Consider the following 21088-nt stretch of genomic DNA (forward strand, 5'->3'; position numbering starts at 1 on the left):
TGCCGTGCGGCCGCGGCGGCCCCTAATCTGTGATCATGGACGGCTTCGCGGCGGTCGACTTCGGCTTCGCGCGAGAGGTGCTCCAGCGAGGCATCGCGGCGCTCTACCTGGTCGCGTTCGTCAGCACGCTGAACCAGTTCCGTGCGCTGCTGGGCGAGCACGGCCTGCTTCCGGCGCCCGAGTTGCTCGCCTGGGCCGGATCCTCGCCGCGCGCCCGCCGACTCCTGCGCCCGACGCTGTTCCTGCGCGTCCGCTACACGGACCGGCGGCTCCTGGCGCTCTGCATCGCGGGCGTCGTCGTCTCCGCCGCGCTCGTGGCGGGGATCCCGCAGCTCGCGCCGCCGTGGGTGCCGATGGTGAGCTTCCTGCTGCTGTGGCTCGGGTACATGTCGATCTCGTCGATCGGGCAGACCTTCTACGGCTTCGGCTGGGAGATGCTGCTGCTCGAGGCCGGGTTCCTCGCCGCGTTCCTCGGATCCGGCTCCCAGCCGCCGCCGACCGTGGTCATCATGCTGTTCTGGTGGCTCGTGATCCGGCTCGAGTTCGGCGCGGGCATGATCAAGATCCGCGGCGGTCGCGAGTGGCGCGACCTCACCGCACTCATGTACCACCACGAGACCCAGCCCATGCCGGGCCCGTTCAGTCGCCAGGCGCATCTGCTGCCGCCCTGGTTCCACCGGCTCGAAGCGGTGGGCAACCACATCGCGCAGCTCGGTGCACCGTGGCTCCTGCTCGCGCCGATCCTCGGACTGTGGATCCCCGGTGCTGTCCCTGCCCTCATCGGAGCGGTCGGCGCGGGGATCGTCATCGCGACCCAGCTCTGGCTCATCGTGACGGGCAACTTCGCCTGGCTGAACTGGGCGACCGTCGTGATCGCGTTCTCGGCGATCGGGATCCCGCTCGGCATGCCGCACCGCGCGGAGACCGCACTGCCGTGGGTGATCGACGGCCTGTCGCTGCCGTGGTTCGTGGTCACCTCGGTGGTCGGTGTGCTCTACGTCTGGCTCTCGGTGCCGGCGGTGCGCAACCTGTTCTCGCGCAGCCAGGCCATGAACGCGTCGTTCAACCGCTGGCAGCTCGCGAACGCCTACGGTGCCTTCGGCACGGTGACCAAGGAGCGGATCGAGATCGTGGTCGAGGGCACGCTGCTGCCCGACGCGGATCCGGATCCGCTCGCGGGCGAATGGCGCGAGTACGGCTTCAAGGGCAAGCCCGGCGATCTGCACCGGATCCCCCGACAGTTCGCGCCGTACCACCTGCGCCTCGACTGGCTGATGTGGTTCCTGCCGCTGGGGCGGATGTACGAGGACTGGTTCGCGATGCTTCTCGTGCGACTGCTCGAGGCCGACGCGCCCACGCTGCGGCTGCTGCGACACGACCCGTTCGGCGGGGCGCGCCCGGCGCAGGTGCGCGCCGTCGCCTACCGCTACCGGTTCACGACCCGCGCACAGCGCCGGGAGAGCGGCCAGGTATGGATCCGCGATCGCCGCCGGGTGGTGGTGCGGCCGCTGTCGCTGGGCGACGACGACGGTTCGATGTAGCCGCCGCTATGCCGAACGCGGCGTTGCTCCCTGCGCGGCAACCCCTGACGCGGGTGGCGTCCACTCCCGTCGCCTGCGCAGCGGCGGCGACATATATCGTCCGCATATCGAGAACCGGATACGCCCCGGCAACCCGGCGCTCGCTTGACTCGATCCCATGCCATCGCCAGCTTCGGAACTCGTCGTCCATGAGGACGCGCTCCGCGAGAACACCGCGCGATTCCACGCCCTGACCGGGGGACGGCTGATGGCGGTCCTCAAGGCGGACGCGTTCGGACACGGGGACGTCGCCTCCGCGGTGCTCGAGGCGGGCGCGGGCTCGATCGGCGTGACCAGCATCGACGAGGCGCTCGCACTGCGGCAGGCGGGCATCGGCGCTCCGATCCTGAGCTGGCTCAACACGCCGGACGCCGACTTCGAGACGGCGCTGCGTGCGCGCATCGATCTCGCCGTGCCGAACCTCGAGCTGCTCTATGCGATCGCCGGGGCGGCGCGGGCGACGGGAACCGCAGCCCGGGTGCACCTGCACGTCGACGTCGGCACGGGCCGTGACGGCTGTCCGCCGCGGGACTGGGCCACGCTGTGCGCGCTCGCATGCGAGCAGGAGGCGACGGGTGCCCTGCGCGTGGTGGGCGTGATGGGGCACATGTCCTGCGCCGATGATCCGGAGAGCGGCCAGAACGTACGCGACCGCCTGGTCTTCGAGAACGCGATCCGCAGCGCCCGTCGACGCGGACTGCGCCCGCACCTCCTGCACCTCGCCGCCACGGCGGCGACGCTCACCGGCACTGCAGCCGGATACGACCTGCATCGCGTCGGCGCCGGACTGTTCGGCATCGATCCGTCCCGCACGACCGATGATCTGCGGCCGGCCCTGAGCCTCACCTCGACCGTCGTGTCCGCCCGTGAGGTGCCGGCGGGCACCGGCGTCGGATACGGCCACGATTTCGTCACCCCCGCTCGCACCGGTCTGGCGCTGCTGCCCCTCGGATACGCCGACGGACTGCCGCGGGCGGCATCGGGGCGGGCCGAGGTGCTGGTGCGCGGCCAGCGGCGCGCGCTGGTGGGCAGGTTCTCGATGGACATGGTCGTCGTCGACACCGGCGAGACGCTGCTGCGGCCGGGCGAGCGCGTGACGATCTTCGGCCCCGGCCGGGACGGCGAGCCGACCGTCGCGGAATGGGCGGCCTGGTCGCACACCATCGAGCACGAGATCGTCACCGCGGTCGGCGCGCGGACGTCTCGGATCCCACACGCCCTCGACACGTCGACCACCCGATCGACCGAACTCTCAGGAGACATCGCATGCCTCAGCACACCCGCCGCCGGATCGCCGTCATCGGCGGCGGCGCGAACGACGAGCACCCGGTCTCCCTCGCGTCCGCGGCCGGCGTCACGCGAGCTGTCCGCGCGCTGAGGCACATCGCGGTCCCGCTCACCATCGGCGAGGACGGCACCTGGCGGGACGATCAGGACGTCGCGCTGCCCGCCCATCGCGCGGTCGAGCTCCTCACAGGCTGCGACGTCGCGTTCCCCGTGCTGCACGGCGAACGGGGCGAGGACGGCACGATCGCGGGGCTGCTCGAGCTCTGCGGAGTCCCCTTCGCGGGCTCCCCGGTGCGGGCGGGCGCCCTGGGGATGGACAAGCACGCCACGAAGCTGATCGCGGCGTCGCTGGGGATCGCGACGGCGAACGGGCGCGTGGTCGCATCCGGTGACGCGGCCGGAATTGCCGCGGCCGGTCTGACCCCGCCCTTCGTCGTGAAGCCCGCGAGCGGCGGATCCAGCAACGGGGTCTTCGTGGTCCCCGACGTCGCCGGTCTCGCGGACGCCGTCGATCGCGCGAGGGCGTTCGGGGATCCGGTGCTGATCGAGGAGTACGTCACCGGCCGGGAGGTCGACATCGCCGTCTTCCGCGACCGGCGCCGCGCGCCGCGTGTCGGCGCCACGCTCGAGATCTCCGTGGCGCCCGGCGACGTGTTCGGGGCGACGGAGAAGTACGACGGCAGCGCACGATTCACGGTGCCGGCCCCGATCGACGACGCCGACGAGGCGGCCGTCCGCGCGGCGGCGACCCGGCTCTACGATGCACTGGGGTGCGCCGGGGTCGCCCGCTTCGACTTCTTCGTGACCGCCGCCGGCCCGGTGCTCAACGAGGTGAACACGACACCGGGGATGACCGAGCGCTCCCAGGTGCCGCTGATGTACGCGGCGACCGGGCTCGACTACACCGGGTTGATCGCCGAGCTCCTGGACGCCGCGCTGCCGCCGGCCCCGCAGGAGGAGGATCCGGGTGAGGAGCGGCGTTCCGGTGCAGCGCCGAGCGAGTCCGGATCCGCCACGTGACGGTCGGTGGAGCGTCCCCCACGCCCCGGCTGGCCTGGGCGGACACCGCCAAGGGGCTGCTGATCGTCCTCGTCGTGTTCTGGCACGTCGTGATGAAGAGCTACCTCACGATCGACTGGAGGCTCGGGATCCCCATCCCCGGCGTGTGGGGGCTCATCTCCGACATCGCCTACCCGGTGCGGATGCCCCTGTTCTTCCTCATCTCCGGTTGCTTCGCGGCGAACGCCGTCGCCCGGCCGTGGGCGGCGGTCTTCCGTGGGCGAGTCGTGCGCTTCCTGTACCTCTACCTGCTCTGGACCCTCATCCACATGGCGACGATGTGGGCGTTCCCCGACTTCCCGACCCTGGTCCCGCGATCCATCGCGGAGTTCGTCGAGGCGATCACGATCAGCCCGCCGAACGCCTGGTACCTCTACGCACTCGCGCTCTACTTCCTCGTCGCGAAGGGGTTGCGCCGTCTGCCGTCCTGGATCCCTCTGGCCGCCGCGGCCGCACTGACGACCGCCGTGGGTGCGGGGCTCATCGACATCGTCAGCAACCGCGGATCGCTGCTCGCCAACCTGCTCTACTTCCTCATCGGCACCACGTTCACGCAGCGGATCATCCGTCTCGCGGCCCGCCCGCGCCCTCTGCTCGCGACCGCATCCGTGGTGCTCTACCTGGGCGCCTTCGCGGTGGTGCGGGTGACCGGGACGGAGCAGATCCCCGGGGTGTGGCCGGCGGTCGCCCTCCTCGGCGTCGGGGCGGGGATCGCCGTGGCTCCGCTGCTGGCGACGGTGCCCCGGCTCGGTCAAGGCCTGGCCCGGCTCGGCAGGAGCACGCTGAAGATCTACGTGATCCACATGCCGGTGCTCGCGCTCGCCGACGCCCTCGTGGCGCAACCGGTGTCGGACGCCGGCCGGCCGATGCAATTGGCCGCAGCGGTCCTGCTGCCCATCGTCCTCACCGCCGCGGTCATCGCCGTCAGCGTCGGGATCGGCGCCCTGATCACGCGGGACAGGCTGTCATGGCTGTTCGACCTGCCCGTGCGACGCCGCTCCGCGGGGCGCCGTTCCGGGCACCGAGCCGCGGAGTCGCCCTCCCGGTCTCGCGTCCCGTGGCGCACAGCCGTGGCGGTGCTGGGGCTCGTGGCCGTCGGCATCGTCGCGACCGGGGCGGCGGCGCTGCCCGCTCCTCCTTCCACGATCCCGTACCAGTCCGCGCAGCGCGGCGGCGAGGTGAGCATCGGCGCGACCGGAGACATCCTGCTCTACGACGCGAGCCGCTCGGCGCCCTCCGACGGCGGGGCCGGCCACTTCGACCGGGTGCGCCCGTGGTTCACGGAGGACATCGTGACCGGGAACCTCGAACAGGCGATCTCGCCCGACACGGGGCACGACAAATGCGGGAAGGATCCGGACTGCCTCGCCTTCCGCAGCGACCCCGCCTCGGTCGCCGGCCTCGCCGGGTTCGACATCCTCAACCTCGCGAACAACCACAGCCGGGACTTCGGGCAGACCGGCTACGACGACACCCGGGCGAGTCTGGCCGCGGCCGGGATCCGCGCCGTGGGTGATCGCGACGAGATCGTCTACTCTCGGATCGGCGACGTCACCGTGGCGATGATCGGCTTCGCGCCCTACGAGGACTTCAACCGCGTCACCGACCTGCGACATGTGCGCGCGGTCGTGCGCACCGCTGCCGCGCGGGCCGACGTCGTGATCGTGCAGGCGCACATGGGGGCCGAGGGGCCGAACGCCGACGCGGTCACCCCGGGTACCGAGTCGATGTACGGCGAGGAGCGCGGGGATCCGATCGCCTTCTCGCATGCGGCGATCGACGCCGGCGCCGACCTCGTCCTCGGTCACGGCCCGCACGTGCTCCGCGGGATGGAGTGGTACCACGGCCGCCTCATCGCCTACAGCCTCGGCAACTTCGGCGGCGGGGGCGTGTTCGGCAAGGATCCGGCGACGCGGTACGGCGCCTACCTCTCGATCCGGCTGCGGGCGGATGGGACCGCGGTGGCCGGGCAGATGCGTTCGGTCCGATTCGACTACGCCGACGGCATCCCGTCGCCCGACCCCGCCGACGGTGCGGCGCAGCTCATCGATCAGCGCGGGCGCCGGGACTTCGGGGCGAACGCGGCGAAGATCGGCTCGGACGGCAGGATCACCGTGCCCTAGGCGTGCGGGACCGGCCCGCGTCAGCCGCCGGCCCGTGTCCGCCCCGCCAGCCCGTGTCAGCCGCGCTGCGCGCGCTCCACGAGTTCGACCATGTCGGCCCGCGGCAGCGGGAAGCCGTCGAGGCGGCCGACGGGGAAGTTGCCGAGCATCTTCAGCAGCTGGTTCTCCCCGGTCCCGTAGCGCTCCTCGATCATCGCGCGCAGGTCGGATCCGACGACGGGGTCGAGCAGCAGCTCGTCGAAGGAGGAGTTCAGCGACGCCGGCAGCACCACCTCATCGCCGTCGACGGCGACGGCGGTCGACGTCCGCAGGTCTCGGCTCGAGGCGCCCACGTCGATGACGTAGGTGCCGCCCTCCACGATCCAGCGGTCCACCCGGATGTCCCAGTACGCGAGCTCCGACCGGCGGATCCGCAGCGTCACCGGTGCCGTCTCGCCCGGGGCGAGCTGCACGGATGCGAACGCCTTCAGCTCGTGCGGCGGGCGCTGCACGTCCGAACCGGGCAGCGACGTGTACGCCTGGACCACCTCGCGGCCGGCCGAACGGCCCGTGTTCGTGACCGGCACGACCACGACGATGTCGCCGTCCTCGCGCACGGCCGCAACCGCCTCGCCGTAGGTGAATGTCGTGTACGAGAGGCCGTGACCGAAGGGGTATCGCACCGCGAGCTGCTTCTCGTCGTACCAGCGGTAGCCCACGAGAAGACCCTCGCCATAGCGCACGTGGCCGTGCTCGCCCGGGAAGCTCCCGTACGCGGGGGTGTCCTCGAGGCGCAGCGGGATCGTCTCCGCGAGCCGGCCCGACGGGTTCACGTCGCCGAACAGCACGTCCGCCGTGGCGGATCCGCCGGCCTGGCCGAGCAACCATGCCTCCACGATCGCGGGCACCTTGCTCTCGAAAGGCAGCGCGACCACGCCGCCATTCGAGAGCACGACCACCACATCAGTGTTGACCTCGACGATCGCATCGATGAGGTCGAGCTGCGCGGCGGGCAGATCGATGTGCTCGCGGTCGTACCCCTCCGATTCCTCGTGCGAGGGCACGCCGAGGAACAGCAGCACCGTGCCTGCGTCGCGGGCGACGGCCACCGCCTCGTCGCGCAGCCGCGCGGTCTCCGCCTCGGACGCGCCCTCGGGCGTGATGTCGAAGCCGGCCGCGAACGGCACCTCACCGGCGACCGCGCGGATCGCGTCGAGGGCGGCATCGACCCGGGTGGGGTTGATCTGCGAGGATCCGGCGCCCTGGAACCGCGGAGTGCGCGCGAACTCGCCGATCACCGCGAGCCGGGCGTTGCGCGGCAGCGGCAGCGTCCCCTCGTTCTTGAGCAGCACGATCGCGCGGCCGGCGACCTCGCGCGCCAGCGCGTGGTGCGCGTCCACGTCGAGCGGTCCCGCGCCCGCGGGTCGGGCCTGCGCCTTCCGGGCGAGCTCCAGCAGGCGGTCCGCGACGATGTCGAGATCGCGCTCGTCCAGACGACCGTCGTGCACGGCGGCGACGAGCTCGGCGTCCGTGCGGCCTCCGCTGGACGGCATCTCCAGATCCATGCCCGCGACGAGTCCGGCGACCCGGTCGTTCACCGCCCCCCAGTCCGAGACCACGATGCCGTCGAAGCCCCACTCGTCGCGCAGCACCTGGGTGAGCAGCCACGGATCCTCCGAGGCGTAGACGCCGTTGATCCGGTTGTACGAGCACATCACCGTCCAGGGCTGGGCATCGCGCACCACGCGCTCGAAGCCGCGCAGGTAGATCTCGCGCAGCGGGCGCGGATCCACGTCGCTGGAGACCCGGAGGCGGTCGGTCTCCTGGTTGTTCGCCGCGAAGTGCTTGAGCGACGATCCGACGCCCTGCGACTGGATGCCCTTCACGAGCCCGGCACCCATGGCACCCGAGACGATCGGATCCTCCGACATGTACTCGAAGTTGCGCCCGCACAACGGCGACCGCTTGATGTTGATGCCGGGGCCGAGGATGACCGCGACGTCCTCGATCGCCGACTCGACGCCGAGCGCGACGCCCACGCGCTCCGCGAGCTCGGGGTCGAACGTCGCGCTCAGGCCGACGGCCGGCGGGAAGCAGGTCGCGGGCACGGATCCGGCGAGACCGAGATGGTCATTGCCCGTGGCCTGCTTGCGGAGGCCGTGCGGGCCATCGGTCAGCATGATCGAGGGGACTCCGACTCGATCGATCGCCTTCGTGGTCCAGAAGTCGGCGCCGCTCGTGAGCGCAGCCTTCTCCTCGAGGGTGAGGTCTGCCGCGCGCAGGCCTTTCGGTTCCGTCATCACGGGCTCCCTGTCGTCGGGGTTCATGGGGGAAACCATAACGGTGCAGGTTTTTGCCGACAAGGTTCGCCTCGACATCCGTGACGGCTTTCCCCGGTCCGAAATCTTCTTGCGACGGAAACCTGAAAAGGATAGGTTTTCACGCACGAGGGCCGGAGCTCCCTGGCGGCGCAGTGTGGCGTCCGCTCTCCTCCTCGACCGGCCAAAGGAGGCAGGTATGAGTTCTGTCAGCGGTTCCGCTGCGGGCAATCCATCCGGGATGACGGCGGCGAGCCGGACACTCGGCTCACACGAGCATCACTGGTTCTCCGAGCCGACCGAGCCGGCCAAGAAGAGCTATGTCTTCTGGCTGATCGTCGCGCAGTTCATCTTCTTCGTGGCGCTGCTCGGCCCGGCGATCGTCGGCATCGGCCTGAAGATCCTCGAGCTCCAGCACACCGGTGCAGTGGAGAACACGGGCGCCGGACTGAACTCCGCCCAGGCGATCCTCGGTGGCGTGGGCGCCCTCTTCGCCACCCTCGCCAACGTCGTCTTCGGTCGCGTCTCCGATCGCACCACCAGCCGATGGGGCCGACGCCGGATCTGGATCGTGCTCGGCACGATCATCATGACGATCGGGTTCGTCTTCATGGCGACCGGGACGAGTCTCCTGATCGCCACCGTCGGCTGGGCGATCGCGCAGCTCGGCGCGAACATGACGCTCGCACCCTTCGTCGCGACCCTGGCGGATCAGGTGCCGAAGTTCCAACGTGGCAAGATCACCGCAGCCCTCGGCATCGCGCAGAACGCCGGCATCGTCGGTGGCGTCTACGTCGCCGGCTGGTTCTCGGCCAATCTCTTCGTCGTCTTCGTGATCCCGTCGATCCTCGCGATCGGCGCGATGATCGTGTTCGCCTTCGTCCTGCCGGACAAGGTGCTGCCGGTGAAGCCTCCGCGGATGACCTTCGGCGAGATCGTGCAGACCATCTGGGTCAGCCCCGTCAAGGAGCCGGACTTCGCTCTGGCCTGGTGGTCGCGGTTCCTGATCACGTTCGCCTCCTTCGGCTTCACCGCGTTCCGATTCGGCTATCTGATCAATCACCTCAAGGTGCCGGAGAAGGAGATCGGCCTCCTGATCGCGAACACCACGCTCGTGTACACCGGGGCGCTGATCGTCACCGCCTGGCTTGCGGGCATGCTCTCCGACAAGATCGGGAAGCGCAAGGTCTTCGTCTGGGTGGCGACGGCGCTCTTCGCGGTGGGCACGTTCGCGTTGATCTTCGTCCAGGACGTCCCGTCGTACTACATCCTGGAGCTGTTCCTCGGGGCGGCGTACGGCATCTACGTCGGCGTGGATCTCGCGCTCGTCATCGATGTGCTCCCCAACCCGGACGACTCGGGCAAGGACCTGGGCGTGCTCAACATCGCGAACGCCCTGCCGCAGACCCTCGCGCCGGCGATCGGAGGCTTCGTGCTTCTGGCCACCGGAGGTGCCAACGGGTCGAATTATTCGGTGTGGTTCACGCTCTGTGCGATCGCGGGACTGATCGGCGCCGTGGTGATCTTCCCGATCAAGAAGGTCAGGTAGCGCGAGGAGAGCGGGCCGCCGGGGCCGGACGTCGGCCCGCTCTCCGCCGCCAGGAGCCTGGCGCGGGACGAGGCAAGGGGGTGGTGGTGACGGAGCCGATGCGCACGTCGCGCGGCGCGTACGCCAAGGGGGTGCTGCGGCGATCCGAGATCCTGGCGGCCGCGCTCGACGTGATCTCGGAATGCGGCAGCCGCGGCGCGCTGATCGGCGACATCGCCCGCCGGGTGGGGCTCACGCAGGCCGGGCTCATGCATCACTTCCGCTCCCGGGACGAGTTGTTCTGCGCGATCATCCAGACCCGCGATGAGCACGACGAGGCGGTGTATGCGCGCACCCCTGTCGGGATCGCCGGGTTCCTCGCTGTGATCGAGCACAATCAGCGGGTTCCGGGGCTGGTCCAGCTGTTCGCCGAGTACGCCGCCGAGGTCGCGGGCGACCCGCGGCATCCGTCCCGCGGCTTCTTCCAGCAGAGGTACGCCGCGCTGCGGGAGGCGCTGATGGGGGATGTGCGGATCGCGCAGGAGTCGGGGCAGATGGGGACGGATGCGTGCGCCCCGGTCATCGCCGAGCAGATGATCGTCGCAGCCGACGGGCTGCAGGTGCAGTGGCTGCTGGACCGCGAGATCGACATGGCCGAACGTCTGCGGCAGCTGTGGCGAGCGCTGTGCGCGGCGTCCTTCGGCGCGGAGGATCGGGGCGCGAACACGTAGTCTGGCACTCGTGAAGCGGGGCCCGTACGCCAAGGGGACGGCCAAGCGCGAGGAGATCCTCTCCGTCGCGCTCGAGGTTGTGGCTGCGAAGGGCTGCCGGAAGGCGTCGAACCGCGAGATCGCCGAGCGCGTCGGCCTGACCCAGGCCGGGCTCATGCACCACTTCGCGTCGCGCGAGGAGCTGTACCAGGAGGTGCTGCGCGCGCGGGACATCCGCGATCACGGCATGTTCTTCGCACCGGATCCGACCATCGAGGGATTCTTCGCCGTCATCGCCCATAACGCCGAAGTCCCAGGGCTGGTGCGGCTGTACGTCGAGTTCTCCGCCGAGGCGAGCATCCCCGAGCACCCGGCGCATGCGTTCTTCCTCGAGCGGTACGCGTGGCTGCGCGATGGCCTCTCCGGGGTCATCGTGCGCGCCCAGGACGCCGGCGTGATCGGCCCCGCGGTCGACGTCTCCGCCGCGGTCGACCTGCTGGTGGCGGCCGCGGACGGCCTGCAGCTGCAGTGGCTCAACGACCACACGATCGACATGGTGGCGCGCCTGCGCCGCCTCTGGGACGGGATTGTGGCGGTCTCGCACGCCGCCTGACGCGACCCTCCGTGCGTCATCCGACGCCGCGGGCGGCCATGTCGCCCATCCCGGCGGGGCATGACAAAAAACCTGAGCCACTTAGGGATTCCCTGGTCGAATACTTGACTCGTTTAGGTATTGACGTCAGACTCGGTGCCACTCGCACATCGCAACGAGGCGATGCGCACAGGCCCGATGGAGGGTTCATGTCTGAGAAGTCCGGCGTCGCCTGGGCCAATGCAGATTGGGACAGTGCAGCCACCGACGAGCGCGTCGAGGGGCTCCTCGCGCAGATGTCGCTCGACGAGAAGATCGCGTTCGTCACGGGCGATCTGAACTGGAACTTCGGCTTCTACGCCGAGGGCGTGGAGAGGCTCGGCATCCCGAACATCCAGATGGCGGACGGACCCGCCGGCGTGCGGATCAACAAAGGCGATGTGCACGAGGGCAAGGCCACGTCGCTGCCCGCACCGATCGCCCTCGCCGCCACCTGGGATCCGGCACAGGCATCCGCCTACGGCGCGGTCATCGGCGCGGAATGCCGCGCGACCGACCACAACGTCTCGCTGGGTCCGGCCGTCGACATCGCCCGGGTGCCCATCGGCGGGCGCACGTTCGAGTCGTTCGGCGAGGATCCGCACCTGCAGTCGGAGATCGGTGTCGCGCTCGTGCGCGGCATCCAGGAGCAGGGCGTGCAGGCGTGCGCCAAGCACTACGCGATCAACAACCAGGAGGACCACCGGTCCAGCGTGGACGCGATGATCGACGAGCGCACCATGCGCGAGCTGTATCTGCCGCCGTTCGAGGCGCTCATCCGGGACGGGGGCGTCGCGTCGATGATGGGATCGTTCAACCGCGTCAACGGCGAGTTCGCCTGCGAGAATCCCCGGATCCTGCGCGACATCCTGCGCGACGACTTCGGGTTCCGTGGCTGGATCATGAGCGACTACGGCGCCAACCACTCGACGGCGGAGGCGGCGAACGCCGGGCTCGACCAGGAGCAGCCGAACGAGGGCTTCTGGGGCGGCCAGTTGCGCGCCGCGGTGGACGACGGGCGCGTGCCCGAAGCGGTGATCGATGAGAAGGTGCGCAACATCCTGCGACCGATGATCGGGATGGGGCAACTGGAGAACCCCGTCGGCATCGCGGACTTCGCCGTCGACGAGCACCACGCCGTCGCCCAGGCGATCGCCGAGGACGCGATGGTGCTGCTGCGCAACGACGGGATCCTGCCTCTCGGAGGCGTAGGACGTGTGGCGCTGATCGGCCCGGACGTCGACGCCTGGAGCGCGCAGGGCGGGGGCAGCTCGCAGGTCAGGCCGACGCGCGGCGTCTCGCCCGCGGAAGGCCTGCGGCGTGCGCTGGGTGACGACGTCGAGATCCTCGTCGAATACGGCAGCGATCCGGTCACCCCGGGTGCGCTCCTGCCCGGGGCGGATCCCGTCGACTCCGGCTTCTTCCGTGCGCCGTCGGGCGAGGTCGGTCTGCAGGCCGAGTACTGGGCGAACCCGTCGTTCGAGGGGGATCCGCTGGTGTCCCGGATCGACGGGCGGATCGAGCTGCTGCACGGCTTCCACAACTTCCCCGGGTTCAACGCCGCGTCGGCGCGATACGAGAGGCTGCCCACCGAGCTGAACGCGCAGATGTCGGCGCGGTACACCGGCACGCTGACCGTGCCGGTCACCGGCGCCTACCGGTTCGTGATCACCAGCCTCGGCTCGTACACGTTCGAGCTCGACGGCCGTGTGGTCACGCGATCCGGGATGGCGGAGGTCGTCGAGCACGCCGCCGAGGCTGAGGCGGTGATCGACCTCGCCGCGGATGAGGTGGTGGCCGCGACGGACGAGCCCCGGCCGTACGGGTGGGGCGGCGACGGCGGACAGCCCGACGTCGAGATCGACGAGGTCGTGGTGCGGCTGCAGGCCGGTCGCGCCTACCGGATCCGGATGTCTTACGCCGCCGACCACCCGTCGCAGGGGTTCCTGCTCGGGGCGAAGCTCCGGCTCGGCTGGGTGCCGCCGGAGGGGGTCCTCTCACCCAATGCGGCCCGCGCCGCGGAGGTCGCGGCATCCGCCGACGTCGCCGTCGTCATCGCGCGCAGCTACGAGGCGGAGGCCGACGATCGTCCGAGCATGCAGCTGCCCGGCGGCCAGAACGACCTCATCCGCGCGGTGCTCGCGGCGAACCCGCGCACGATCGTCGTGCTGATGACCGGAGCCCCCGTCGACATCACCGGCTGGGGCACGGATCCGGCCGCGCTGGTGCAGGCGTGGTATCCCGGTCAGGCGCAGGGGGACGCGCTCGCGCGCGTGCTCACGGGCGCCGTCGAGCCCGGCGGGCGGCTGCCGTTGACGCTACCGGTCGACCTCTCCCAGACGCCCGCCCGCGAGGCCCGCACCTATCCCGGGATCGACGGACGCGTGCACTACGACGAGGGGGTCTTCGTCGGCTATCGCGGATTCGACGCGCACGATCTGGAACCGGCGTATCCGTTCGGCCACGGCCTGGGATACACGACCTGGGAGATCGAGGATCTCGCGGTCGCCTCGTCGGACGGGGACGACGCGGGCACGGCGACGGTCACGGTGCGCAACACCGGTTCGCGCTCGGGATCCGTCGTCGTCCAGGTCTATGCGGGAGACGTCACGGCGCCGGTGCCGATGCCGCCGCAGCAGCTCGCAGGGTTCGCGAAGGTGCGTCTGGAGCCCGGCCGATCCGAGCGGGTCACGGTGCGCATCCCTCGGCGGGCCGTGTCGTACTTCGACGTGGATGCGCACAGCTGGACGCCGGCGACGGGCCCGGCCGAGATCCGCGTCGGGGTGTCGTCACGGGACATCCGTGTGAGCGGGCCGCTCACCTTCTGAACGACCGCCGAGGATCGGGTGCCTCGTCGCGCCCCGATCCGTCAGCCCCTCATCTCTCATCCCCTCAAGGAGAGCACCATGAAGAAGAGCATCATCCGCGTCGCGGCGGTCACCGCGGCACTCCTCACGGCGACGACCCTCACCGCCGTCTCGGCAGCCGCCGCGTCGCCGTCGACCGCCGTCGGGGCCGGCAACAGCAAGGCCGACCGCGTCGTCACGATCTATCTCACCAGGCACGGTCGCACGATCCTCAACCAGACCGACACCGTGCAGGGCTGGTCGGACTCGCCCCTGCTCGTCGGCACGAAGCCGGTCGCGACGGCGCCCGTCGGCAAGCTCGATGAGGGACGCCCGCTCGCGGTCGCCGTCGGCGCGAAACTCGGCGCCGCAGTGGGCCCCTTCTCCGCCGCGTATTCGGCCGACGGCAAGCGTCATTTCGAGACGGCGACCTTTGCGCTCCAGGGTGCGGGCCAGTCGAAGCTGACCGTGACCCAGGACGCCCGGCTGCGCGAGGTGAACTTCGGCAAGTACGAGGGCAAGGAGAACAAGGAGCTGTGGACGGCGGCCGTGGAGCACCTCGGCTACACGATCGATCACTCCGCGCCCCCGCTCGCGCCTGTCGATGCGAACGGCCAGAACGGCGGATGGCAGACGATGCAGGGCATCGCGATCGCGCAGCACGGTCTGTACGGGATGATGGCCGCCATCAAGGCCGTCGCTGACGCGCCCGAACTCGGTCTGCCCGCCGAGGACTGCACCGATGTCGACGCGCGCATGACCGATGCGCTCGCCGAGATCGCTGCGAAGGCCGTGGACAAGAACGATAAGACGGTGTTCGTGGTCTCGAGCGGCCTTTCGATCTCGTGCTTCGCGGGCGCCCCGGACATGCGCGACACGACCGGGGCCACCCCGGCGATGCCGCCCGCGGGCGTGCCCAACCTGGGCGTGACCAAGGTCGTCTACAAGAACGGCGCTTTCACGATCGACGGCCCCGTCGGCAGCAAGGCGTACTACCCGCAGCCCTGATCCCGTGCAGGGGCGCGATCCCGGCGCGTTTCCCTCCCCTGGGCGAGATTCCCTCCCCTGATGGACGTCTCTCAGAGGAGGGAATCACGCTGCGAGGGGGGAAACGCGGATCTGGCACCGCCCGCGGCGACGGACGCATACGCCGCGTCCACGACGGCGACTGCGGCGATGCCGTCGGCCGGGGTCACCCGGGCCTGCCCTCCCGTGCGGATCGCGTCGGCGAAGTCGGCGATCTGGGCGCGGTACGGGTGATCCTCGGTCTGCGGCGGGAGGTAGCCGGCACCGGACTCGACCGACGGAGCCGGCCCGGCGTCACCGGGCGCAGACGCGGCGGTCTCGGTGACGGCATCCGCGGCGCTGTCGTGCGCGAGCGTCCCCTCGGTGCCGACCGCCGCGATCGTGGTGCGGAACGGCGTGCCCTCACCCAACCAGCCGCCGTCGATGCGTGTGGTCACGCCGCTCGCGTGGGTGAGTTCGACCACAGCGGTGACCGGTGCCGAGAACCGTCCGTCGACGCTCGGCGGATCCTGCCGCGCGGAGACCGAGACGACAGGCCCGGCGAGCCACAGCGCCTGATCGATGTCGTGGATGAGCAGGTCGCGGATCAGCCCGCCACCCGCGCCCTCGTCGTAGAACCATCCCGCCGTCGGTCCCGCTCCTGAGCGGCTGAGCCGCAGCGACCGCAGCGCGCCGATCCCGCCGGCGGCGACCTGCTGCTGGATCCGCCGGTACGCCGCGAAGTACCGCACGACATGGGCGGGGAACAGGCGCACGCCCGCGGCCTCGGCGGCGCCGGCCATGTGCCGCGCCTCCGCAGCACTCACCGCGAGCGGCTTCTCGCACACCACGTGCCGGCCGCGGGCGATCGCGCGCAGAGCTAGGTCGGGGTGCGTGGGCGTGGGAGTGAGGATCCCGACGACGTCGACCCGGTCGATGAGCGCGTCGACGTCGTCCGCGATCTCCACGCCGAACCGCGTGGCGAGGGCTTCGGGGCGGGTGCGCGAGGAGATCACGCACTCCGCGCCGAGCGCCTGCCAGGCGTCCAGATGCGATGCGGCGATCCCGCCCGCGCCGATGAGGCCGACGCGCAGCGGCGCGTCCGGGACGGTCACGAGGTCAGCGCTCCGGGTTCGTCAGCGGTGCGGCCTCACGCAGGGGATCCGGAGCCGCGAGCGGATCGTGCGCCGGAATCGGATCCGCGACGGCGACTGGATCCGCCTTTACGCTCGGATCCGCGACGGGGACTGGATCCGCCAGCGCGCTCGGGTCCGCGTGAGGGGGCGGCGCCGAAACCGCGGCCGGATCCGTCTCGGTCCCCGCGTCCGCGGAGGCGTCGGGCTCGCGAGCACGACCGGGTTCGAGCTGGAGCGCGACCTTCTTCTCGAGGTTCTCCACGGCGGCGTCCGAGAGATCGATGAGGCCGTCCAGCTCCTCGCGCACGCGGCGGTATGCCGTCTGTCGTTCGGCGGGCGTGGCGGACTGGTCGACGGCGACCTTGAGCATGTGCTGCGCGCGTTCGAGACGCTTGCGCTCGTCGTCGGTGAAGGTGGAGTCGCGCAGGCGGCGGGCGTCCTTCTCCGCGATCTCGAACGCGACCGCGTAGTTGCCGACCGCGTCGAGGTATTCGGTGACCTGCTGCTCGGCGACCTTCGCCTCGGCCGAGCTCGGCCGCAGCGCGTCGGCGATCTTCTTCGCCCGCAGGAACGCCGCGGTCAGGGGCTGGCGTCCGTCGCTCATCGCCGGGAATGCGATCATCTTCGCGACGTCGAGCTCGTAGTCCAGCCAGCGGGCGGTGATCCCGTCATGCTCGGCGAACAGCCGCTCGAGCAGTTCCTTCGAGGAGTTCGCCTGCTGCTGCGCGGCGGCCCGCGGCGAAAGCTGCGGGGCGATCTGGCCGCGCGCGGCGAGCTGGGCGGCCTTGATCTCGCCCTTCAGGCGCAGAGTCTCCAGCTTCTGCTTGTGGCGCTGCTGCGACAGCACCTGCCACCGTCGGCCGATGCCCCCGGCCACGCCCATGAGCGGGAACACGAGCCACCAATAGTGCTGCGCGAACGTCCAGAAACCGTCCCAGAACTCCTGCATGATGCCCCTCAGCCTATGCGCCCCGCTGCGGATCGTCATCGGTGCTTTTCGAGCGCTGCGGGGTGCGCCGCGCGACCTGCCGCGCCCGACAGACGGGTGCTCGTCGGGCAACGCTGCGGGCAGCCTCGCTCCGGGACGGATGCGCGATCGCCGACCGCCGGCGCCGCTCGCGCCAGGATGAAGCGGCGGCGAAGAACGGGTGAAGGATCGGTGTTGTCGCGTAATCGAAGCCCGCTTCGCCCGTCTCTCCTGATGAATGCCCGCAGTCATCCTGGAGGAGGCGGTCAGTGTCCCACGAGTCCGATCGATGGTATTCGGCGCTGCTCGACGAAGCGACGGCGCGTTCGGACGCCGCGTTGCATTCTGGCGCGAGCTGGTTCCACGTGCGTCGACCGATCGATGACGCAGCGACGATGCTGGCGGAAGTCGCCGTCGGCGCACGCAGCATTCCGGAGGGTTCGGACGCTTCCGACCGCGAGATCACCTACGGCATTCAATTCGGCCGCGCCTACCTCGTCGCGCTCCGGCGCCGCATGAGAGAACGAGTCAGCGTGCGAGATGGAGCCTCGTGACAGGAGTTCGCTGGGGCGGTCGAGCACGCACCGATCACGCCGCCGTCGGCGTCGAGTGGCGCAGCATCCTTCCGCCGGACGCGACCACGAGCAGACCTGCGAGGGCACTGAGTCCGATGAGCACTGACACGGGGGTCCAGATGCTCAGGGCACCCGCCGCGAGCAGAGGAGGAAGGGTCATGCCCGCGTAGGCGATCAGGAAGATCGCGGCGAGCGCCTCGCCTCGTCGTTCCGGCGCGGCCGCCGACGCCGCGGTGGTCAGCGCATTGCGGAACAGGATCCCGATACCGGCGCCCGCGATGCCCCCTCCGATCAGGAAGAGTGCCAGCGACGTGAGCACGGCACCCGCTGAGACCGTGGTGAGACCGAGCACCGCCAGGGCGATCGCGCTGATGAGCTGCGCCCGCGCCGGGACCTTCGTCGTGAGCATCTGCGCCGCGGCTGCAGCCATGAAGAGGACGAACGGTGCGACGCCCACCAGCAGGGGCGAGTGCACGCCGAGCACCCGGCCGAGGAATGTCGACGAGAGGCCCATGAAGGTGCCGAAGACCGCGAACGCCCCGAAGGCGGCCGCCGCGGCCGACCAGAAAGCGGGCCGCCCCGCCGCCGGGATTGCCACGCGCTGCGGCCGGTAGGCGGGCCGCTCTTCGCGGCGTTCGACGGTCTCCGGCACGAAGGCCACGACGACCGCCTCCACGGCGAGGAGGATGGCGAAGATCGCATACGGAGTCACGAGAGGACGCGCTGCCCAGGTGGCGACCACGCCGCCCACCAGCGGCCCGAGGGAGATGCCGCCGAGATTCGCGAACGTCGACACGAGTGACGAACGTCCCCCGGACCGTCCCGCGGCGGCGCCGAGCTCCGAGAGGTGCGCCGTCGCGGTCGCGGTCAGGATGCCGACGCCGAGCCCGCAGACGAAGCGGGCGACGATGAGGCCGGTCACGTCCGTCCATACGAGGAAGAGGACGGCGGAGAGCACGTTGATCAGGAGCGATCCGAGGATCACGCGACGGCGGCCGAGCCAGTCGGAGACGTGGCCCGCCAGATACAGGCTCACCATCACGCCGACCGCGTAGGCGACGAAGATCACCGTGAGGACGATCGTCGGGAAGCCATCGCGCTGCTGGTAGATCGCGTACAGCGGTGTGGGGATCGCGCAGAACGCCATCTCGGTGAGGAATGCGACGGCGATGATCCAGAAGCCGGCGTGGTGCGGGAGTCGTCGGGCGGAGACGAGGGAAGGGGATGCTGTCGAGGTGGTCACGGCTTCCATGCTTTCCCTCGGGCGTCATCGAGTCCAACGGTTATCATGGATCACTGTCATCGCTCTTATCGATGGCGAGGAGGTCACGTGGACACCCGGCAGGCCGAGTACGCCATCGCCGTCGCCGACGAGCTGAGCTTCACCCGGGCCGCGCAGCGCGTGTACGCCGGGCAGTCGACCGTCTCGGCGGGGGTGCGCGCGCTGGAGAAGGAACTGGGCGCCGCGCTCTTCGAACGCGATCAACGCGGGGTGCGGATCACCCCGGCCGGCGAGGCCGTCCTCCCCGTGCTGCGCGAACTCGCCGATGCCGAAGCCCGCGCCAGGGCGGCGGCGGATCCGCGCGGGGAACTGCGCGGGCTCCTGCGCATGGGCATGTTCACGAGTATCAGTTCCATGGCCGTTCCCCGCGTCATCGGAGCATTCCACCGTGCGAATCCACTGGTGGAACTCCGTCTGCGCGGCACCTCTGGCGGATCCGGCGAGCTGCTGGATTCGGTGCGACGGGGTCGGGTCGATCTCAGCCTTTTCGGCCTTCCGGCGTCGGCCGCTCCCGGTCTGGCCGTGCATCGCCTCGCGACGACGCCGTACCGGGTCATCCTGTCCGAGGACCACGAGCTCGCTCGGCGCGCGGAGATCGGCCTGGCAGAGATCGCTGCCGAGCACTTCGTCGACACGCCCGCCGGATTCGGCAATCGCGACGTCCTCGACTCCGCACTCGCCGCACGGGGCATCGTCCGCGACATCCGCGCCGAAGTGACGGAGACGAGTGCAATACCGGTGTTCGTCGCCACGGGCCTTGGCATCGCGGTGCTTCCGGAACTGCTCATCACGCCTGTCGACGGCGTCGTGTCGGTGGCGCTCGCCGAGCAGATTGACTGGGACCTCAGCATCATCAGCCCCCGCCAGCCCAGCGCCCCGGCAGCGGCGCTGATCGAGGAGTTCCTCGCCGCCTACCGATGAAGCGAGTGCACCGAGGGTGCGCTCGGCTCAGTTCAGCCGGCCCGCGGCGATGTCGGCGCGGAGCTTCGGCAGCACGCGGGAAGCGACCGGGTCCAGTCCCAGGGTTTCGGCGATTTCGAGCGCGAGTGCCTGGTGTCCGGTGGCGTTGGGGTGGAACGGGTCGTTCATGAGCCCCCACGGCACCCCGCCGTTGCCGAGCTCGGCGAAACGGGCGAACTGGTCAACGAGCATCGCGTCCTCGGCAGCGGCGACGTCGCGGACGGCCTGTGCGAACGCGGCGATGCGACCGCGTTCCGGAGCGTTCGGCACGTCGACGGCCGGCGGCGTCTGCAGCACCGGGATCGCACCGAGCTCGCGCACACGCCGGACGAACTCGGTCAGCGACGCCGCGAACTCATCGGGCGTGATCACGGGGAACACGCCCTCGTCGGAGCAGTCGTTCGTGCCGATCATGAGCGTGACCACCTGCGGGCGCCACGTGGCGACCCGGCGGTCGAAGTCCTCCAGGAGCTGCACGATCCGCCAGCCGCTGATCGCGGTGTCGATGACGACGTCGTGCACCCGGCCGAGCTCGCCACGGACGATCTCGTGCAGGTGCTCCGCGTATGTGCGGCCGCCCTGCGTGTGCACCAGGCCATGCGTGATCGAGTCTCCCGTCAGCACCCAGGTGAGCGGGGCGCCGGAGGCGAGGGCACGGGCGAGAGCGGCGGCGTCGGCGGTCATGGATCCATTCTGGTGGGGGAAGGACCCGGATCCGGTTCCCGCGGCCCCGGACGCGGCGGCGTCCCTCAGCGTCCGAGACGCTCGGCGCAGGCGACGCAGTGCTCGGCGAACGGGCGCACCTCGAGACGACTGGCGGGGATCGGCCGGCCGCATGAGGCGCAGATGCCGTAGGCGCCGGCGTCCAGGCGCGCGAGCGCGTGGTCGACCTGCTGCAGCTTCGCAGCCGCGGCGTCGGCGATCCCCGTGAGGCGGGACCACTCGGACGACAGCGTCACGCCCTCCGGGTCGTGCTCGTCGTCGTCGTTCGAGCCCTCCCGGTCGTGCAGGAGCTCTCGGACCGCGGCGTCGGCCTCGGTGACCTGGGTCGCCGCCGCGGTGCGGAGCTCCTCGAGCAGAGCGCGGGGATCGGAGGCCATGC

The 21088-nt window shown here is 70.6% G+C and carries 17 protein-coding genes; 11 read left to right on the forward strand and 6 right to left on the reverse strand.

Translation table 11 applies throughout. The annotated features are described in order from the left end of the window. Positions 1-35: 35 nt before the first annotated feature. From ACTJI8_RS08135 to ACTJI8_RS08150, 4 genes are all read left to right on the forward strand, one after another. A complete protein-coding gene (locus ACTJI8_RS08135) occupies positions 36-1541 on the forward strand; it encodes a lipase maturation factor family protein (protein WP_440732918.1) in 1506 nt (501 codons plus the stop codon). A 157-nt stretch (positions 1542-1698) separates the two neighbouring features. Beyond that, positions 1699-2958 carry an alanine racemase gene (alr, locus tag ACTJI8_RS08140; RefSeq protein WP_440732919.1) on the forward strand — a complete coding sequence of 420 codons (1260 nt, stop codon included), beginning with the start codon at positions 1699-1701 and terminating at the stop codon, positions 2956-2958. After that, positions 2847-3887, forward strand: a complete 1041-nt coding sequence (locus tag ACTJI8_RS08145) for a D-alanine--D-alanine ligase family protein (RefSeq protein ID WP_440732920.1) — start codon at positions 2847-2849, stop codon at positions 3885-3887. Before alr ends, ACTJI8_RS08145 begins: the two co-directional genes overlap by 112 nt. Next, a complete protein-coding gene (locus ACTJI8_RS08150; protein WP_440732921.1) occupies positions 3884-6049 on the forward strand; it encodes a CapA family protein in 2166 nt (721 codons plus the stop codon). The genes ACTJI8_RS08145 and ACTJI8_RS08150 overlap by 4 nt, the downstream gene beginning before the upstream one ends. Before the next feature lie 56 nt (positions 6050-6105). On the opposite strand, the gene ACTJI8_RS08155 is transcribed toward ACTJI8_RS08150, so the two are convergent. Continuing rightward, positions 6106-8328: a glycoside hydrolase family 3 C-terminal domain-containing protein gene (locus ACTJI8_RS08155; RefSeq protein ID WP_440732922.1), complete on the reverse strand. Its 2223-nt coding sequence runs from the start codon at positions 8326-8328 to the stop codon at positions 6106-6108. Between the two features lie 217 nt (positions 8329-8545). Here ACTJI8_RS08155 and ACTJI8_RS08160 point away from each other — a divergent pair, with 217 nt between their 5' ends. The 5 genes from ACTJI8_RS08160 to ACTJI8_RS08180 all read left to right on the forward strand — a co-directional run bounded on the left by ACTJI8_RS08160 (position 8546) and on the right by ACTJI8_RS08180 (position 15069). Then, complete coding sequence (locus ACTJI8_RS08160) at positions 8546-9895, forward strand: MFS transporter (protein WP_440732923.1); 1350 nt, start codon at positions 8546-8548, stop codon at positions 9893-9895. 86 nt (positions 9896-9981) lie between these two features. Further along, on the forward strand, positions 9982-10605 hold the full coding sequence (locus tag ACTJI8_RS08165; protein ID WP_440732924.1) for a TetR/AcrR family transcriptional regulator: 624 nt from the start codon (positions 9982-9984) through the stop codon (positions 10603-10605). Between the two features lie 10 nt (positions 10606-10615). Beyond that, a complete protein-coding gene (locus tag ACTJI8_RS08170; protein WP_440732925.1) occupies positions 10616-11197 on the forward strand; it encodes a TetR/AcrR family transcriptional regulator in 582 nt (193 codons plus the stop codon). A gap of 188 nt (positions 11198-11385) precedes the next feature. Next, positions 11386-14043 carry a glycoside hydrolase family 3 protein gene (locus tag ACTJI8_RS08175; RefSeq protein ID WP_440732926.1) on the forward strand — a complete coding sequence of 886 codons (2658 nt, stop codon included), beginning with the start codon at positions 11386-11388 and terminating at the stop codon, positions 14041-14043. A 78-nt stretch (positions 14044-14121) separates the two neighbouring features. Then, positions 14122-15069: a histidine phosphatase family protein gene (locus ACTJI8_RS08180; protein WP_440732927.1), complete on the forward strand. Its 948-nt coding sequence runs from the start codon at positions 14122-14124 to the stop codon at positions 15067-15069. A 71-nt stretch (positions 15070-15140) separates the two neighbouring features. On the opposite strand, the gene ACTJI8_RS08185 is transcribed toward ACTJI8_RS08180, so the two are convergent. Further along, the gene (locus tag ACTJI8_RS08185; RefSeq protein WP_440732928.1) at positions 15141-16181 is read right to left on the reverse strand and encodes a Gfo/Idh/MocA family protein; all 1041 of its coding nucleotides are present in this window, start codon (positions 16179-16181) and stop codon (positions 15141-15143) included. Positions 16182-16185: 4 nt separating this feature from the next. Then, positions 16186-17151 (reverse strand): hypothetical protein, encoded by a 966-nt coding sequence (locus ACTJI8_RS08190; protein WP_440732929.1) that lies wholly within the window; start codon positions 17149-17151, stop codon positions 16186-16188. Between the two features lie 287 nt (positions 17152-17438). Between ACTJI8_RS08190 and ACTJI8_RS08195 the strand changes: the two genes are divergently transcribed. Then, positions 17439-17723: a hypothetical protein gene (locus ACTJI8_RS08195; RefSeq protein WP_440732930.1), complete on the forward strand. Its 285-nt coding sequence runs from the start codon at positions 17439-17441 to the stop codon at positions 17721-17723. 34 nt (positions 17724-17757) lie between these two features. On the opposite strand, the gene ACTJI8_RS08200 is transcribed toward ACTJI8_RS08195, so the two are convergent. Further along, on the reverse strand, positions 17758-18987 hold the full coding sequence (locus tag ACTJI8_RS08200; protein WP_440732931.1) for an MFS transporter: 1230 nt from the start codon (positions 18985-18987) through the stop codon (positions 17758-17760). An 87-nt stretch (positions 18988-19074) separates the two neighbouring features. Here ACTJI8_RS08200 and ACTJI8_RS08205 point away from each other — a divergent pair, with 87 nt between their 5' ends. Further along, positions 19075-19947: a LysR family transcriptional regulator gene (locus ACTJI8_RS08205; protein WP_440732932.1), complete on the forward strand. Its 873-nt coding sequence runs from the start codon at positions 19075-19077 to the stop codon at positions 19945-19947. Positions 19948-19974: 27 nt separating this feature from the next. Here the strand turns inward: ACTJI8_RS08205 and ACTJI8_RS08210 are convergent, their stop codons facing one another. Then, positions 19975-20670 carry an SGNH/GDSL hydrolase family protein gene (locus ACTJI8_RS08210; protein WP_440732933.1) on the reverse strand — a complete coding sequence of 232 codons (696 nt, stop codon included), beginning with the start codon at positions 20668-20670 and terminating at the stop codon, positions 19975-19977. Between the two features lie 65 nt (positions 20671-20735). Beyond that, complete coding sequence (locus tag ACTJI8_RS08215; RefSeq protein ID WP_440732934.1) at positions 20736-21086, reverse strand: TraR/DksA family transcriptional regulator; 351 nt, start codon at positions 21084-21086, stop codon at positions 20736-20738. Positions 21087-21088 lie beyond the last annotated feature (2 nt).

This window comes from Microbacterium sp. 22303 (assembly GCF_052045265.1).
Classification (GTDB): Bacteria; Actinomycetota; Actinomycetes; order Actinomycetales; family Microbacteriaceae; genus Microbacterium.

Bases quoted from the DNA above. Each gene is read 5' to 3' on its own strand.
- ACTJI8_RS08135 (WP_440732918.1), top strand. From the start codon at position 36: ATGGACGGCTTCGCGGCGGTCGACTTCGGCTTCGCGCGAGAGGTGCTC.
- alr (WP_440732919.1), top strand. From the start codon at position 1,699: ATGCCATCGCCAGCTTCGGAACTCGTCGTCCATGAGGACGCGCTCCGC.
- ACTJI8_RS08145 (WP_440732920.1), top strand. From the start codon at position 2,847: ATGCCTCAGCACACCCGCCGCCGGATCGCCGTCATCGGCGGCGGCGCG.
- ACTJI8_RS08155 (WP_440732922.1), bottom strand. From the start codon at position 8,328: ATGACGGAACCGAAAGGCCTGCGCGCGGCAGACCTCACCCTCGAGGAG.
- ACTJI8_RS08160 (WP_440732923.1), top strand. From the start codon at position 8,546: ATGAGTTCTGTCAGCGGTTCCGCTGCGGGCAATCCATCCGGGATGACG.
- ACTJI8_RS08175 (WP_440732926.1), top strand. From the start codon at position 11,386: ATGTCTGAGAAGTCCGGCGTCGCCTGGGCCAATGCAGATTGGGACAGT.
- ACTJI8_RS08180 (WP_440732927.1), top strand. From the start codon at position 14,122: ATGAAGAAGAGCATCATCCGCGTCGCGGCGGTCACCGCGGCACTCCTC.
- ACTJI8_RS08190 (WP_440732929.1), bottom strand. From the start codon at position 17,151: ATGCAGGAGTTCTGGGACGGTTTCTGGACGTTCGCGCAGCACTATTGG.
- ACTJI8_RS08210 (WP_440732933.1), bottom strand. From the start codon at position 20,670: ATGACCGCCGACGCCGCCGCTCTCGCCCGTGCCCTCGCCTCCGGCGCC.
- ACTJI8_RS08215 (WP_440732934.1), bottom strand. From the start codon at position 21,086: ATGGCCTCCGATCCCCGCGCTCTGCTCGAGGAGCTCCGCACCGCGGCG.